Origin of the sequence: Bradyrhizobium tropiciagri, from assembly GCF_018130505.1 — a bacterium.
Classification (GTDB): domain Bacteria; phylum Pseudomonadota; class Alphaproteobacteria; order Rhizobiales; family Xanthobacteraceae; genus Bradyrhizobium; species Bradyrhizobium tropiciagri_B.
This window is the reverse complement of sequence record NZ_JAFCKH010000004.1, coordinates 216,122-232,110: the sequence shown is the minus strand read 5'-3', so window position 1 is coordinate 232,110 and position 15,989 is coordinate 216,122. Positions and strand designations below refer to the sequence as shown.

Here is a 15,989-nt window from a genome sequence, read left to right as displayed (position 1 = left end):
CCCGCGTTGCGATAGGCCGGGACGCGCGCCCAGCGCGTCCCGCGGCCCGAGCCTTCGAGACCACCTTGTTCACGCCCATTGCCGTCTACGGCATCCCGCTTGATTTCATCCTGTTCGGACTGACGCTGATCGGCGTCGCCGTGCTCCATCATCACACCCTGCCGGTGGCACTGAGCGGACTTGCGGCCATCGTCGCCTACAAGCTGCTGTTCGCGGGCTTTGCGAAATTCGGCACCGGGCTGCCCGGCCTGATCCACCACATGGAGCATGAGTGGGTCACGCTCGCGAACCTGTTCCTGCTGCTGATGGGATTTGCGCTGCTGTCCCGCCATTTCGAGGACAGCCGCGTTCCCGACGAGATGCCGGCGCTGCTGCCCGATGACTGGAAGGGCGGCGTGATGCTGCTCGCGATCGTGTTCGTGCTGTCCGCGTTCCTCGATAACATCGCCGCGGCGCTGATCGGCGGCACCGTCGCGCGTCACGTGTTCCGCGGCCGCGTCCATATCGGCTATCTCGCCGCGATCGTCGCGGCATCGAACGCCGGCGGCTCCGGCAGCGTGGTCGGCGACACGACGACGACCATGATGTGGATCGACGGCGTCAGCCCGCTCTCGGTCGTTGAGGCCTATGTCGCGGCAGCGGTGGCGATGCTGGTGTTCGCGGTACCGGCCTCGCTGCAACAGCACCGTTTTTCGCCGATCGTGAAGGATGCACCGTCCGGCCTGACGATCGACTGGCCCCGCGTCGCGATCGTGGCCGTGATCCTGCTCGCAGCGCTGACGGCCAACATCACCGCCAACCTCAAATTCCCCGCGCTGCTCGATGCCCTGCCCGTGCTCGGCCTCGCGGTCTGGGCCGCGATCCTCGTCACCGCCCTGCTGCGGCGGCCGGACTGGTCGGTGATGCCGGAAACCTTCAAGGGCACGCTGTTCCTGCTCGCGCTGGTGACGGCGGCCTCGATGATGCCGGTGGAGAAGCTGCCCGCCGCATCCTGGCAGACCGCGCTCGGGCTCGGCTTCGTGTCGGCGGTGTTCGACAACATCCCGCTGACCGCGCTGGCGCTCAAGCAAGGCGGCTATGATTGGGGCTTTCTCGCCTACACGGTCGGCTTCGGCGGATCGATGATCTGGTTCGGCTCATCCGCCGGGGTTGCGATCTCCAACATGTACCCTGAGGCCAAGTCGGTGGGGCGCTGGGTCACCCAGGGCTGGCCGATCGCCGCGGCCTATGTCGCCGGATTCTTCGTGATGCTCGCCGTGCTCGGCTGGCATCCCGACGCGCCGCATTAACCCGCCCTCGCCGCGCGGCGCAGCGACTGCGGCGGCTGGCCGAAGGCGCGGATGAAGGCGCGACGCATCCGCTCGGGATCGCGGAAGCCGGTGAGCTCGGCGACGCGCTCGATCGGCTCGCCCGAAGACTGCACGCGCTGCCGCGCCACTTCGGTGCGCAGCCGCTCCACCGCCTTCGACGGCGTGGTGCCCGTCTCCGCAATGAACGCGCGGGTAAAATGCCGCGAGCTCATGCCGGCCTTGTCGGCGAGATCCTCGACCGTCAGCGGCGCCTCGAGATGCTCGCGCGCCCAGGCCAGCAGCGGCCCGAAGCGTCCGTTCGGCGTCTTCAACTCCAGCAGCGAGGAGAATTGCGACTGCCCGCCGCTGCGCCGGTGATAGAGCACGAGCTGCCGCGCCGTCTGCTGCGCGATCTCGTCGCCGTAGTCCTCGGTGATCATCGCGAGCGCGAGGTCGATGCCGGCGGTGATGCCGGCCGAGCTCCAGATATTGCCGTCGCGGACGAAGATCTGGTCGGGCTCGAGCTTGATCTTCGGATAGGTCTTCACGAAATGCGGCGTACGCTGCCAATGCGTGGTGGCGCGGCGGCCGTCGAGCAGCCCCGCCTCGGCGAGCACATAGGCGCCCGAGCAGACGCTGGCGACGCGGATGCCGCGGTCCGCCATCCGACGCACGAACGACAGCGTGACCGGACAGGTCGCCGGCCCGCCCACGCCGTTGCCGCCGGCGATGATCAGCGTCGTGATCGCGGCCGACGGCTTGAAGCCGCGCGCGAGCATCTCGACGCCGGACGAGCTGCGCACCGGCCCGGCCTTCATCGCGATCGTCTTGATGTCGGGTGCGGTGCCGGCGAAGCGCGCGGCGATCTCGAACGCGGCGATCGGGCCCGACGCATCGAGCAGCTGGAAGTCGGGAAAGATCAGGATGCCGATCATCGCCAAATCCCCGTCAACGGAGCTATGTCCTTAAATGAGGGAAATACGCCATTTTGGACAGAAAGCCATCATGACATCGTGCCGCCGTCAAGTGAAAACTGGAGGCTGCCGATGACCGAACCACTGCAGATTGGATTGCTCGTCTTCCCGAAGGTGACCCAGCTCGACTTCACCGGTCCGCTGCAGGTGTTCACCGCGGTTCCCGGTGCCAAGGTGCATCTGATCTGGAAGCGCATCGAACCGGTGCCGACCGATTCCGTCATGGTGCTGACGCCGACCATGACGTTCGACGAGTGTCCGCAACTCGACGTGATCTGCGTGCCCGGCGGCGCCGGCGCCAACGACATGGTCACCGACGAGGAGATGCTTGCCTTCCTGCGCAAGCAGGGCACCGGTGCAAAGTACATCACCTCGGTCTGCACCGGCTCCCTGGTGCTCGGCGCGGCGGGTCTGCTCAAGGGTTATCGCGCCACCACGCATTGGAGCGCGATCGACTTCCTTGCCGACTTCGGTGCGATCCCGACCAAGACGCGCGTCTGCGTCGATCGCAACCGCTTCACGGGCGGCGGCGTCACCGCGGGAATCGATTTCGCGCTGACGCTGGTTTCCGAACTCGTCGACCGCAAGGCCGCCGAAGCGATCCAGCTCGGCATCGAATACAACCCCGCGCCGCCGTTCAATTCCGGCTCGCCGGATACCGCGCCGGCCGAGATCCTCGAGATGGTGAAGGCGCGGATCGCGCCGTCGCAGGTGCGACGCACCGAACAGATGGAACGCGCGGCTGCGCGACTGTCCTGACACGCTTCATCTCCGCAAAAGAAAAAGGCCGCCCGGTCTCCCAGGCGGCCCTTCCTGTCTCACGGTGGCCTCACATTTGCGGGCGATTTCAGGATGTCTGCACCGGGGGCCTATCTCCCGGCCGCATCCTACTCGGAAGCCGCTGCTCATCGGGACAGTCGCGACCTGGAGCCCGATCCGACGCGATGGTCTCCCATCTCCGTAAGATGTCCCTATTGAGCCGCGATCCCGCGGAACGTGCAAGTGGGGATAGCTCGCCCTTGCCGTGTTGTCCCCGCTGTTACCGTTGTTCACAGGCACGCGAGCGCTGTCGCAGCCACGCGTGCGTTGCACGCGCAGCCGCACGGGCGTTCTGCAGCGATGTCCGATGGAATTAGTGGCTGGGCGTCCAGGCCTGGTAGTCGCCGGTCGCCTTGGGACGGCGGCCGCTCGCCAGCGTCGAGCCGGACGGACGGTAGGCCTGCGCGGTGCCGGTCAGGTTCGGCAGATGCGGCTTCTCCCACTCGCGCGGCGCGTATTTCTGCTCGGTCGGCGGCTCGTCGGTGGTGTGGTGCATCCAGCCGTGCCAGCCTGCCGGAATCCGCGAGGCCTCGGCATAGCCGTTGTAGACCACCCAGCGGCGCTCGAAATGCAAGGTCGGGTCGATTTCCCCGCCCTTGGTGCGATAGTAGCGGTTGCCCTGCTCGTCCTGGCCGACCAGCTCGCCATAGCGCGAGGTCCACAATTGCGTGCCGAAGGTCTGGCCGTTCCACCAGGTGAAGAATTTGAGCAGGAATTGTTTCATGCGCGGGTGGCCGTGGGTTCGAACAGTTGGGCTCTGATGCCACCTCAATCCGCAAATGTCCAGCCGCCCGCCCGGGCCACCCGGATACCCCTGCGCTGGCGACCAATTGCCGCGCCGGATGGCCGGCCCGTTCACCAGCCATACATGCGCCACCTGACAAGCAAACATGACGCACAATCAATGTGCGTTACGGAACGTCTGCCCCCAGAAACGGTTAGACATTCTCCGTTCTTATGGAGTCGAAAATGATCAATCTGAAGGTGTTGAGCACCGCTGCGGCCCTGGCGCTTGCGCTGCCCTTGGTGCTGCCGACCGCTTCTCTTGCCCAAGGCCCGGGCCTGCAGAGGATGGGCGGTGGCGGTGGTGGCGGCGGCGCAGTCGCCCGCGGTGGCGGAGGCGGAGCGCATTTCGGCGGCGGTGGCGGCGGAATGCGCGCTGGCGCTGTGGGTGCCGGAGCCGGTGCCGGCGCATACATGCGCCCCGGCGTCCCGCGGACCGCCATCGGTGGCGGCGCGGTCGCTGGCGGCGGTGGTCACTGGGCTGGCCGCCCCGGCTGGAACGGCGGCGGCGGCCGTTGGCATGGCGGGGGCTATGGCTATCGTGGCGGCGGCTACTGGCCCGGCGCAGTCGCCGGAGCGGTGGTCGGCGGCGCCCTGGCCTCAGGCGCGTACTATGGCTCGGGGTATTACGGCTACGGCCCGGGCTACTATGACGACAGCTACGGCTATTACGATGAGCCGAGCGTGGCGGTTGAAGCCGTGCCGGCCGGCGGCGACGCGAGCTACTGCGCGCAACGCTACAAGTCCTACGATCCGGCTTCGGGCACCTATCTCGGCTATGACGGCCAGCGGCACCCTTGCCCGTGATCTCGGCCGGAACGTCCTGATTCGCGAAAGGGCGGCGCAAGCGCCGCCCTTTTCACGTGCGTAACGCTACCGCGACGGCGGCCAGTGTCACCAGCATCGCGGCGATGTCGCTGGCCGAGAGCGGCTCGCGCAGCATCGCTGCCGCCGCGAGCACGCCGACCACCGGCACCAGCAAGGTGCCGATCGATGCGGTCGCCGCCGGCAAGCGCTCCAGCGCTGCGAACCAGCAGACGTAGCAGAGGCAGAACTGGATCAGCATCATGTAGGTCATCGACGCCCAGCCGAGCGAAGACAGCGCGGCGAGCTGAGGCTGCTCGATCAGCACGCCGGCGATCGCGATCGGTACGCAGCCGATCGCCAGCTGCCAGGCGGCGAGCGACAACGGCGGCATCACCGCCAGCTTGAAGTGCTTGGTCAGCACGGTGCCGAGCCCGGTGCAGACGGCGCCCGCAAGCGCAAACAGAATGCCCGGCAGCTTGACGAGGCTCGCGTCGAGACCGCCGCCGCCGATCAGCGCGGCGATCCCGGCAAGCGCCACCGCCAGCGCCAGCGCGCGGGGCAGCGAGACGCGTTCGCCGAGCACCGGCCATGCCATCAGCGCAACCCACACGGGTATCGAAATCCCGAGCACGGCCGCCTCGCTGGCGCGCAGCCAGATCAACGCCATTCCCATGCACGCGACCCAGCCGCCGATCGAAAGCGTCGACACCACGGCGAGCCGCAACCTTATGCCGCGCGGCACCGTTAGCCTCTGTCCGCGCGCGAGCGCCACCAAACCGAGTGCAATTGCGCCGATTACGCCGCACAGCCCGCGCGAGGCGAGCGGCGGCCACTCCGTGAGGAGGAATTTCATGATCGGGAAATTGAGTCCCCAACCGGTCGAAGCGACGACGAGGAATGCGAGGCCGAGCGATGAAGGCGGCGCGCGGCCGGCGGTGGGAACTGAAGTCATGGTCTTGTCGTGAAGGGGCTGGACAAATGCCGGTGATGTGTCAGGGCTAGCTGGAAATCAGCTTGGCAGCAAACTGCTTATGCACGCTATGATACAGACTTTCGAACTCGGTTCCGCCTTAATTGCCGAACGGCCAAGCGAGTCGCCGGCACGCGAGGCCTAGGAGAAGAGGATGCCATTCGTGCCGCGCGTTCTCGTGGTCGACGACGACCCGATGGTATGTGTCGCCATCGAGGTCTGCCTGCAGCGCCAGGGCTTCGAGGTCACCGTCGCCGATGGCGGTGAGTCCGGCATGCGCGCGCTCGATCAGGCGACATTCGACGTGATGCTTGTCGATGTCTTCATGCCGCACATGCGTGGCTTCGAGGCGATCCGCGTATTCCACGAACGCGCCCCCGACATTCCCGTGATCGCGATGTCCGGCTATGCCTTCGCCAATGCCGACCGCGCGCCGGATTTCCTGCGCATGACCATCGAGCTCGGCGCGTCCGCCTGTCTGCGCAAGCCGTTCACGCCGCAGGCGTTGATCGCCGCGGTCAACGAATGTATTGCGAAATCTGCTCCGTCCGCGCGTCTTTCAAAATAGTTGTTCGTGCCAATCGTCGATGGCTTCCCAGCGTCTCATTCTCGGCAGTGGCCTGGCGATCCTTCTCGCCATCAGCGCGGCATCGATCGGGCTGGATGTCAAATCGCGCGATGAGATTGAGTCGGTCGAGCGCACGCTCGGCATCCTCAAGCGGGTCTCGGACATGCGGCCGATGCTGCGCGGCGCCGAGAGCGCGGCGCGCGGCTATGCGCTGACCGGCGATCAATCCTTTGCAAACGAGTACCGCGAGCAGAGCGCCGCCCTCACCTCGGCCTTCGACGGCCTGATCGCGGCGGTGAAGAGCGACCCCGGCGAATCGGGCCTGCTCGCGGACGCCCGAGCCCAGGTCGACCGCGGCATCGCGCTCGGCGCCGAATTGATCCGGCTGCGCAATGCCGGCGACACCGCTGCCATCGCGGCGCTGATTTCGGGCGGCGAGAGCCGTGCGGTGACGGAGAAGATCGGTACCGCACTGGAGCGGCTCGTCACCGAGGAGCGCCGGCTGCTGGCGGTCCGCACCGGGCAGTCCAAGTCCAACGGGCGGATGTTGCTGGCGATCGACCTCGCCGGCGTCGTGCTGATCCTGCTGCTGGCGACCGTGCTGACACTGGCGACTCGACGCTCGCGCCGCCAGCTGCAGGAATCGCTGACCGCGACGCAGGCCACCAACCTGTCGCTCGAGGCCAAGGTGGCCGAGCGCACCAAGGATCTCGGCGCCGCGCTCGAGGAGCTCCGCCGCTCCACCTCGGTGATGGAAACCACCTTCCGCAGCATGGCGGAAGCGGTGCTGGTGATCGACACCGCGGGCACGGTGCTGCTCTCCAACCCGGCCGCTCAAAAGACGCTGCGCTACAAGCCCGGCATGTCGGTGCAGCAATTGCGCTCGCTCAGCAACGTGTTCCAGGCCGACGGCTCCACGCCGATGGCGGCCGACGACATGCCGTCGGCACACGCGCTGCGCGGCGAGGAGTTTGACGGCCTCGAATTCGTCGCCCGACCGGTGCGCGGCGCGCCGCAGATCCACCTCGTGGTGTCGGGCCGGCCGCTACGCGATGCCGAAGGCAACATCACCGGCGCTGCGCTGATCTATCACGACATCACCGCCTCGCGCGACACCGAGCACCAGCTGCAGCAGGCGCAGAAGCTCGACGCGATCGGCAAGCTGACCGGCGGCGTCGCGCACGACTTCAACAACATGCTGACGGTCATCACCGGCACCACCGAGACGCTGGTCGACAGCCTGCGCGATCGCCCGCAGCTCGCCAAGACCGCCGAGCTGATCGATGGCGCCGCCGAGCGCTGCCGCGAGCTGATCCAGCATCTGCTCGCCTTCGCCCGCCGCCAGCCGCTGGAGCCGTGTATCGTCGACGTCAACGACACGGTATCCGATATCGCCAAGCTGCTGCGTCCGACGCTCGGCGAGCAGATCGAGATCAATTCGGCGCTCTCGCCCGACGTCGCCAAGCTGCATATCGACCCGTCGCAGCTGTCGAACTCGCTGCTCAATATGGCGATCAACGCCCGCGACGCGATGCCCGGCGGCGGCAAGCTGCTGTTCGAGACCAGCAATGTCGTGCTCGACGAGGCCTATGCGGCGACCAATCTCGACATCCCGCCCGGCCGCTATGTGCTGATCGCGGTCAGCGACACCGGCACCGGCATGTCGCAGGCGGTGCAGGACAAGGTGTTCGACCCGTTCTTCACCACCAAGGAGGTCGGCAAGGGCACCGGCCTCGGCATGAGCATGGTCTACGGCTTCGTCAAGCAGTCCGGCGGCCACATCAAGATCTACAGCGAGCAAGGCCACGGCACCACGATCAAACTCTATCTGCCGCCGGCCCGCGGCCAGGTCGAGGTTGAGGCGCCGCCACCGCCGCCGGCGCCGCGCGGCAGCGAGACGATCCTGGTCGTGGAGGACGATCCGCTGGTCCGCAACTACGTCACCGCGCAGCTTACCAGCCTCGGCTACCAGTCGGTCGCGGTTGCCGACGGTCGTGCCGCGCTGGCGCTGCTCGACAAGGGCGACAAGTTCGACCTGTTGTTCACCGACGTCATCATGCCCGGCGGCCTGAACGGCCGCCAGCTCGCCGACGAGGTCGCCAAGCGGCGGCCCGGCATGAAGGTGCTCTACACCTCCGGCTACACCGAGAACGCGATCGTGCATCACGGCCGGCTCGACGAGGGCGTGCTGCTGCTCGCAAAACCCTATCGCAAGGCGCAGCTCGCCAGCATGCTGCAGCAGGCGCTCGGAAGGTGATGGGGTAGCGGCTTCCTTCACCTCTCCCCGCTCTTTGCGGGGAGAGGTCGGATCGCATCTGCGATGCGATCCGGGTGAGGGGCGAGGCACATTGCTCGCCAAATCGCAGAGTGCTCGCCGGATAGAAGCCCCTCACCCCGCCCCTCTCCCCGTAAGAACGGGGAGAGGGAGAAGAGTCTTACCTTGTCGCCAGCACGACGCCGGCGAGCGTGAACAGCAGCGCCGCGATCTGCACCGGGCCGAGCGGCTCGTGCAGCGCGATCGCCGAGGCCACGACGCCGATCACCGGCACCGCCATGGTGCCGATCGCGGCCACCGAGGCCGGCAGGCGCGCCAGCGCGGCGAACCACGAGACATAGGCGATGCAGAACTGGATCACGGTGGAATAGACCAGCAGCCACCAGCCGACCGTCGTCACGCGGTCGAGATGCGTGGTCTCGACCAGGAATCCTACGATCGTGATCGGCACGCAGCCGAGCCCGATCTGCCAGGCCGCGGCCGGGATCGGCGGCAGCAGCACCGGATATTTCTTCGCCAGCACGGTGCCGAGCGCAAAGCCGAAGGCGCCGCACAGCGCCATGATGCTGCCGGGCAGCTTCGCCTCGCTCGCGGAGATGCCGTTGCCGCCCATGATCGCGGCGAGCCCGGCAAACGCCATCACCAGCGCGATCGTCCGCAGCACCGTCGGCCGCTCGCCGAGCACCGGCCAGGCCAGCAGCGAGGCCCACACCGGCATGGTGTAGGCGATCAGCGCCGCCTCGCTCGCCGGCAGCCAGAGCAGCGCCAGCCCCATCAGCACCATCCAGCCGGTGACGTTGAGCAGCGCATAGAGCATGAGCCGCGGCCACAGCCGCGCTTCGACCTTCAGGCTCTGCGCGCGGATCAGCGCCAGCACCGCCAGCAGCGCAGCGCCGATCACCCCGGTGGTGCCGCGCAGGGTCAGCGGCGGCAGCTCGCCGAGCAGGAATTTGGTCACCGGCCAGTTGAAGCCCCAGCCCACCGAGGTGATGGCGAGGAACATCAGGCCGGCGGGCGCCATGCGCGCCTGCGCTGTGGGTTTCGAATCTGTCATGGGACCCGGCGGGGTGGTGAATCGGCGGCACCTTGCCCGCGATTTCGTCGCCCGACCATCACGGCGCTGACATGCCTGCCCCGTACTTTGCCCGTAGGCCTACGTGAGTCCCGAAAGCGCAATCCGTAGCCGGGAAAAAATCCTTTGCCTGTGAACAGCGGGGCGAAGAGATGATCCACAGCCGCGCGAAGATTTTTTGGCTTGGGAATCCCTGAGGACTCACCGATACTTGGCTCGATCACAGGCGCGGCACCGGCCCCTGTTATCCCCCTCTGTCCACCATATTTAGTGTTTGATTCAGAAACTCGTACTAGTTCTTGACGGGCGTCACGGACTTGGCCTAGCTTTCAGCCTGTTCGGCGCGAGTGTGTTTGGGTCCCGCCGGTCGCTCCCTCAAGGGTTCCAAAATGACCACTCCGCCAGGCCTTCGGGCCGCGGGTGCAGGGCTTTTCTGCCCTGAATTTTGGCCGCGTGCGGGGCGCCAGAACGGGCCGGCAAGGCCCGCACATCAGGGGCCGGATACCGGCCCGGATGATGGGTACGCGTGAAGCGTTGGGGCGTTGAATGCGTGAATCTGGGACGGCCCGATTCGTCGGGGTCCGAACCCGGGCGTGCCGCCCGCGGGGGCCGGTGAAACCGGAACCTCGCGGACGAGAGAAACAGGCCGGATCCACCGGCTGAGCTGCGGATGACGGGAGGCGTGAAGCGTGTCCCGGAGTTCGCGAAGGAATAACATCCCGGCACCGCAAACATGTGGGCCGGCCAGAAGAAGTGACGGGGCTCGACCATGCGAATCGAACGACGCAACACCACCAGCGGACAATCACCCTACGCCGGGATCAATTTCAGGCTGACGACATCGGAGATTCGCAATCCGGACGGTTCGGTCGTGTTCCGGGCCGAGAATGTCGAAGTGCCGGAGTTCTGGTCGCAGGTCGCCTCCGACGTGCTGGCCCAGAAGTACTTCCGCAAGGCCGGCGTCGCCGCGCGCCTGAAGAAGGTCGAGGAAGAGACCGTGCCGTCCTGGCTGTGGCGCTCGGTGCCCGACACCGAGGCGCTGGCCACCCTGCCCGAGAACGAGCGCATCGTCGGCGAGACCTCGGCCAAGCAGGTGTTCGATCGCCTCGCCGGCTGCTGGACCTATTGGGGCTGGAAGGGCGGCTACTTCTCATCCGAAGAAGACGCCCTCGCCTTCTTCGACGAGTTGCGCTTCCAGCTCGCCAAGCAGATGGTCGCGCCGAACTCGCCGCAGTGGTTCAACACCGGACTGCATTGGGCCTATGGCGTCGATGGTCCCGGCCAGGGCCACTATTACGTCGACTGGAAGACCGGCAAACTGACGAAATCGAAGTCGGCCTATGAGCATCCGCAGCCGCATGCCTGCTTCATCCAGGGCGTCGGCGACGACCTCGTCAACGAAGGCGGCATCATGGACCTCTGGGTGCGCGAGGCGCGCCTGTTCAAGTACGGCTCCGGCACCGGCTCCAACTTCTCCAGCCTGCGCGGCGAAGGCGAAAGGCTGTCCGGCGGCGGCCGCTCGTCGGGCCTGATGAGCTTCCTGAAGATCGGCGACCGCGCCGCGGGCGCGATCAAGTCCGGCGGCACCACCCGCCGCGCAGCCAAGATGGTCGTGGTCGATGCCGATCACCCCGACATCGAGACCTATATCGACTGGAAGGTGAAGGAGGAGCAGAAGGTCGCCGCGCTCGTCACCGGCTCCAAGATCAACCAGAAGCACCTCAAGGCCGTGATGAAGGCCTGCGTGAACTGCGAAGGCAGTGGCGACGACTGCTTCGATCCCGAGAAGAACCCTGCCCTGCGCCGCGAGATCAAGCTCGCGCGCCGCAACCTCGTGCCCGACAACTACATCAAGCGCGTCATCCAGTTCGCCAGGCAAGGCTACAAGGACATCAACTTCGACATCTACGACACCGACTGGGATTCCGAGGCCTACCTCACCGTCTCCGGCCAGAACTCCAACAACTCGGTATCGCTGAAGGACGACTTCCTGCGCGCGGTCGAGACCGACGGCGACTGGAATCTGAACGCCCGCACCTCGAAGAAGGTGACGAAGACGCTGAAGGCGCGCGACCTCTGGGAGAAGATCGGCTACGCCGCCTGGGCCAGCGCCGATCCCGGCCTGCACTTCAACACCACGATGAACGACTGGCACACCTGCAAGGCGTCCGGCGACATCCGCGCGTCCAATCCGTGCTCGGAATACATGTTCCTGGACGACACGGCGTGCAACCTCGCCTCCGCCAACCTGCTGACGTTCTACAACACGACCAGCAAGCGGTTCGACATCGAGTCCTACGAGCACCTCTGCCGGCTCTGGACCATCGTGCTGGAAATCTCCGTCATGATGGCCCAGTTCCCGTCGAAGGCGATTGCTGAACTCTCTTACGAATTCCGCACGCTCGGCCTCGGCTTCGCCAACATCGGCGGCCTCCTGATGACCATGGGCCTGCCTTATGACTCGAAGGAAGGCCGCTCGCTGTGCGGCGCGCTGACCGCCGTCATGACCGGCATCGCCTACAAGACCTCGGCCGAGATGGCGGCCGAGCTCGGCACCTTCCCCGGCTACAAGAAGAACGCCGCGCACATGCTGCGCGTGATCCGCAACCACCGCCGCGCCGCCCACGGCAACGCCGGTGGCTACGAGGCGCTCTCGGTCAACCCGGTGCCGCTCGATCACGCCTCGTGCCCGCAGGACGACATCATCACCCACGCCATCCACGCCTGGGATGACGCGCTGGCGCTCGGCGAGGTCAACGGCTATCGCAACGCCCAGACCACGGTGGTGGCGCCGACCGGCACCATTGGCCTCGTGATGGATTGCGACACCACCGGCATCGAGCCTGACTTCGCGCTGGTGAAGTTCAAGAAGCTGGCCGGCGGCGGCTACTTCAAGATCATCAACCAGGCGGTGCCGGCCGCGCTGCGCGCGCTCGGCTATCGCGAGAGCGAGATCGCGGAGATCGAGGCCTACGCCGTCGGTCACGGCTCGCTGTCGAATGCCCCCGGCATCAACGCCTCGACCCTCAAGGCCAAGGGCTTCACCGATGAAGCCATCGCCAAGGTCGAGAAGGCGCTGCCGACCGCGTTCGACATCAAGTTCGCCTTCAACAAGTGGACCTTCGGCGAGGACTTCATCCGCGACCAACTCGGCATCGGCGCTGAAGCCATTGCCGCGCCGGGCTTCGACCTGCTCTCGGCTGTTGGATTCACCAAGCGCGAGATCGAGGCCGCCAACGTCCACATCTGCGGCGCGATGACGGTCGAGGGTGCTCCTCACCTCAAGGCCGACGACTATGCGGTGTTCGATTGCGCCAACCCCTGCGGCAAGATCGGCAAGCGCTATCTCTCGGTCGAGAGCCACATCCGGATGATGGCGGCCTCGCAGCCGTTCATCTCGGGCGCGATCTCGAAAACCATCAACATGCCGAACGACGCCACGGTGGAGGACTGCAAGTCCGCCTATCTCCTGTCGTGGAAGCTGGCGCTGAAGGCCAACGCGCTCTACCGCGACGGCTCGAAGCTCTCCCAGCCGCTCAACTCGCAGCTCATCTCCGACGATGAGGACGAGGACGATGCGGTCGAGGCGCTCTACGAGAAGCCGATGGCGGCGCGCGCCGCCCAGGTCTCGGAGAAGATCGTCGAGAAGCTGGTCGAGCGCATCGTCGTGATGCGCGAGCGCGAGAAGATGCCGGATCGCCGCAAGGGCTACACCCAGAAGGCGGTCGTCGGCGGCCACAAGGTGTACTTGCGCACCGGCGAATATGACGACGGCCGGCTCGGCGAGATCTTCATCGACATGCACAAGGAAGGCGCGGCACTGCGCTCCTTCATCAACAACTTCGCCATCGCGGTGTCGCTCGGCCTGCAATACGGCGTGCCGCTGGAGGAGTATGTCGACGCCTTCACCTTCACCCGCTTCGAGCCCGCGGGCCCCGTGCAGGGCAACGACAGCATCAAGTACGCGACCTCGATCCTCGACTACGTCTTCCGCGAGCTCGCGGTCAGCTACATGAGCCGCTTCGACCTCGCCCATGTCGATCCGAACGAGTCCGGTTTCGACGCGCTCGGCAAGGGCGTCGAGGAAGGCAAGGAGCCGGATGAGGCCCCGACCCACCAGGCGACCAAGTACCTGTCGAAGGGCCTGACCCGCTCGCGCACCGACAACCTCGTCGTCATGCGCGGCGGCACCACCGCGGTGAGCTCGAACTCGGATGCCGCCCCCGCCGGCGGCAACCGCGTCACCTCGCTCGCCCAGCACAACGCCGCCGCCCGCGGCGTCTCCGACACCATCGAAGGCGCGGTCGCCCTGAAGCAGGAAGTCAGCCACGACCTCTCGCCGACGGAAAAGCTCGAGGCGATGAAGTGGAGCAAGGCGGGAGCTGCCGCTGCGGCCGCACCGAGCAAGGCCGAGCGTCGCGCCGAGGCGAAAGCCAAGGGCTACGAAGGCGAGATGTGCTCGGAGTGCGGCAACTTCACGCTGGTGCGGAATGGGACGTGCATGAAGTGCGATACGTGTGGGTCCACGACGGGGTGTTCGTAACGAAACAATGCGACGGTCTCGTCGTCATGCCAAGGCGTGACCTTGGCACACCCGCAAAGGGCGGCCGAAAGGCCGCCCTTTTCTTTTGCATCGAGCCGAGATACAACCAAAACGAGCATTCAAGCATCAGCGGGCGAACGTTCATATGCAAGACTCAGATTCTCGCGGAGGACTGATCGGAGCGACAATGGTTGATGAGCCCAAGCTATCGAAGCTCCCGCCAGAGCTCGTGCTATTAATTAAGGAAGAAGTAGAGAAGAATGTAGCGGACAAGACCGGTGATGACCGACTATTCATACGCCAGCAACTGCAACGCATCGCTGGTGCAGCAAAGTACGTAGGCCTTGCGATCATCGCTACTATCACAATCCTCGGCATCAAGACCGTGGGCGATCTTCATTCCGTAGCGGAAACCCTGGTGAAGGACTCCATCGAAAAGAAGGACCCTGCAGAGATATACCGCAAGTCGATCGACCAACTATATGCCGAGATCCTCATTGCGTCTGGCCTCGCTCAAGGAACAACCCAGCACGGCACTTCTGATAAGTCATTTTCCCTTACCGACGGTGAATACGCCCACGTGCTCAAGGTCCTTCTCGAAGACAGAACGGATCTCAGGATTTCATTTGAACAAGGCGTTCTATTGTTGAGCCGAGCATCCGATCCGATTTGGCAAAAATCAGCAGCTGCATTTCTTGCGAAACTTCGCCCGGATCCAAAGGGAGTGAATTGGATAACGACCCAGCCAAACCGCGCAAGCACGATAATCGATGCATTCATATCCAAACGATACGCGGCTGCTTCGCCCAGTCTTCGTAACCTTATAAACAACGACCAAGTCGGTCCTACCTTGAGATCTCAGATTATTGACCTTGCAAGGGTCTCGGACGATAAGGACAGTTCAAAGTATGTGGAGACGGCATTCGAAGCGACACTGGATGATGACGTTAAGCAATCCGCCATGAAATATTTGGTTGCCAAGCTCCCGTCCTCTCCGGTTCTAGCCAAGTTTCTATCACGCAACGCAGGTAGCAAGGTTGCAGAGCTGTTTCAGGGCTCAACGATGAGTCTTCTTTCCAATGCTTGCGAGTTAAAAGCCAGTGACGAGCCGAGCAAATCCTTGGAGTCGATTTTAATAACTCTAGTGAATGACGCGAGCATCTCCCTGCCTAGCGGCTACCGTCCCAGTCTATTTCCTCGGCTCTCCGATGCAAAAGCAAGTTATCAACCGTTGAGCCAGCCGCCGAGATTCGGCATAAGAGCCTTCGGAACTTTTGGCGTTTCTCCGCCTGGCGGCGGGCAGGTCTACTCTTGGCCATTCCAGGAATGTGCGAATCGCAGCTTGTCTGCCATTCGGTCGGAGAGCGTGAAGCAAATGACTGCCGGAACGCTGCAAGCGTGGCTGTTGAAACTTAGCAAGAAATTCGCCTCAGATGACGGGAGCGCAGTCACCACCGGACTCTTGCTGACCCTAAATCCAACAAAACTACCCGATATGCAAAATCAGAAGGGTTCGATTCGGGCGCGCCTCTCCGACACGCAGGATCAGATAACGATACGCATCTACGAACGCGATACCTTTGGAAATCCCATCACGCTTAAAGAGCTTCCGCTTGAGGCTATCCAAAAATTTGGATTTGTTACCCTTGATCCATCTCAAGGTGGCTATGTTGCCGCGGAGGAGAGTGGCAAGTAGCAATCGTGTGGGTGACAGCCAAAAGACCGGCAGCCATGGTAACGGATAAGCCGAAGACGTGATCGGCTACTTACTGCGCTCTAAATCGACGAGTTATGCTAGGAGCCATCACCGTTGTTCAAATAAGTTCTGCAGAAGACAGCGGGCTCCGCCCGTACCCGGCGGGGCTTTTCGTTCGGCGATTCTTGTGATT

Annotated in this window: 11 protein-coding genes; 7 read left to right on the top strand and 4 right to left on the bottom strand. The window is 64.8% G+C overall.

Annotation, left to right across the window (positions count from 1 at the left end; all coding sequences use genetic code 11):
• The first annotated feature begins 65 nt into the window (after nt 1-65).
• Nucleotides 66-1,289, top strand: coding sequence for an SLC13 family permease (locus tag JQ633_RS11835; RefSeq protein ID WP_211985192.1), 1,224 nt, complete (start codon nt 66-68; stop codon nt 1,287-1,289).
• On the opposite strand, the gene JQ633_RS11830 is transcribed toward JQ633_RS11835, so the two are convergent.
• Nucleotides 1,286-2,224 carry a GlxA family transcriptional regulator gene (locus JQ633_RS11830; RefSeq protein ID WP_211985191.1) on the bottom strand — a complete coding sequence of 313 codons (939 nt, stop codon included), beginning with the start codon at nt 2,222-2,224 and terminating at the stop codon, nt 1,286-1,288. The two genes, JQ633_RS11835 and JQ633_RS11830, sit on opposite strands and share 4 nt — an antisense overlap.
• 111 nt (nt 2,225-2,335) lie before the next feature.
• On the opposite strand from JQ633_RS11830, the gene JQ633_RS11825 reads away from it, so the two are divergent.
• Nucleotides 2,336-3,022 (top strand): DJ-1/PfpI family protein, encoded by a 687-nt coding sequence (locus JQ633_RS11825; RefSeq protein ID WP_211985190.1) that lies wholly within the window; start codon nt 2,336-2,338, stop codon nt 3,020-3,022.
• A 373-nt stretch (nt 3,023-3,395) separates the two neighbouring features.
• Here the strand turns inward: JQ633_RS11825 and JQ633_RS11820 are convergent, their stop codons facing one another.
• Nucleotides 3,396-3,806, bottom strand: a complete 411-nt coding sequence (locus JQ633_RS11820) for an NADH:ubiquinone oxidoreductase subunit NDUFA12 (protein WP_211985189.1) — start codon at nt 3,804-3,806, stop codon at nt 3,396-3,398.
• Nucleotides 3,807-4,051: 245 nt separating this feature from the next.
• Between JQ633_RS11820 and JQ633_RS11815 the strand changes: the two genes are divergently transcribed.
• Nucleotides 4,052-4,672: a BA14K family protein gene (locus JQ633_RS11815; protein ID WP_211985188.1), complete on the top strand. Its 621-nt coding sequence runs from the start codon at nt 4,052-4,054 to the stop codon at nt 4,670-4,672.
• Between the two features lie 52 nt (nt 4,673-4,724).
• On the opposite strand, the gene JQ633_RS11810 is transcribed toward JQ633_RS11815, so the two are convergent.
• Entirely contained in the window at nt 4,725-5,624 is a 900-nt protein-coding gene (locus JQ633_RS11810; RefSeq protein WP_211985187.1) for a DMT family transporter, read from the bottom strand.
• Between the two features lie 181 nt (nt 5,625-5,805).
• Here JQ633_RS11810 and JQ633_RS11805 point away from each other — a divergent pair, with 181 nt between their 5' ends.
• Entirely contained in the window at nt 5,806-6,210 is a 405-nt protein-coding gene (locus JQ633_RS11805) for a response regulator (protein WP_211985542.1), read from the top strand.
• Nucleotides 6,211-6,229: 19 nt separating this feature from the next.
• Entirely contained in the window at nt 6,230-8,467 is a 2,238-nt protein-coding gene (locus JQ633_RS11800) for a CHASE3 domain-containing protein (protein ID WP_211985186.1), read from the top strand.
• Nucleotides 8,468-8,645: 178 nt separating this feature from the next.
• Here the strand turns inward: JQ633_RS11800 and JQ633_RS11795 are convergent, their stop codons facing one another.
• A complete protein-coding gene (locus JQ633_RS11795) occupies nt 8,646-9,539 on the bottom strand; it encodes a DMT family transporter (protein ID WP_211985185.1) in 894 nt (297 codons plus the stop codon).
• A gap of 787 nt (nt 9,540-10,326) precedes the next feature.
• Between JQ633_RS11795 and JQ633_RS11790 the strand changes: the two genes are divergently transcribed.
• A complete protein-coding gene (locus tag JQ633_RS11790) occupies nt 10,327-14,100 on the top strand; it encodes a vitamin B12-dependent ribonucleotide reductase (protein WP_211985184.1) in 3,774 nt (1,257 codons plus the stop codon).
• Nucleotides 14,101-14,287: 187 nt separating this feature from the next.
• Nucleotides 14,288-15,796 (top strand): hypothetical protein, encoded by a 1,509-nt coding sequence (locus JQ633_RS11785; RefSeq protein WP_211985183.1) that lies wholly within the window; start codon nt 14,288-14,290, stop codon nt 15,794-15,796.
• The last annotated feature ends 193 nt before the right edge of the window (nt 15,797-15,989 follow it).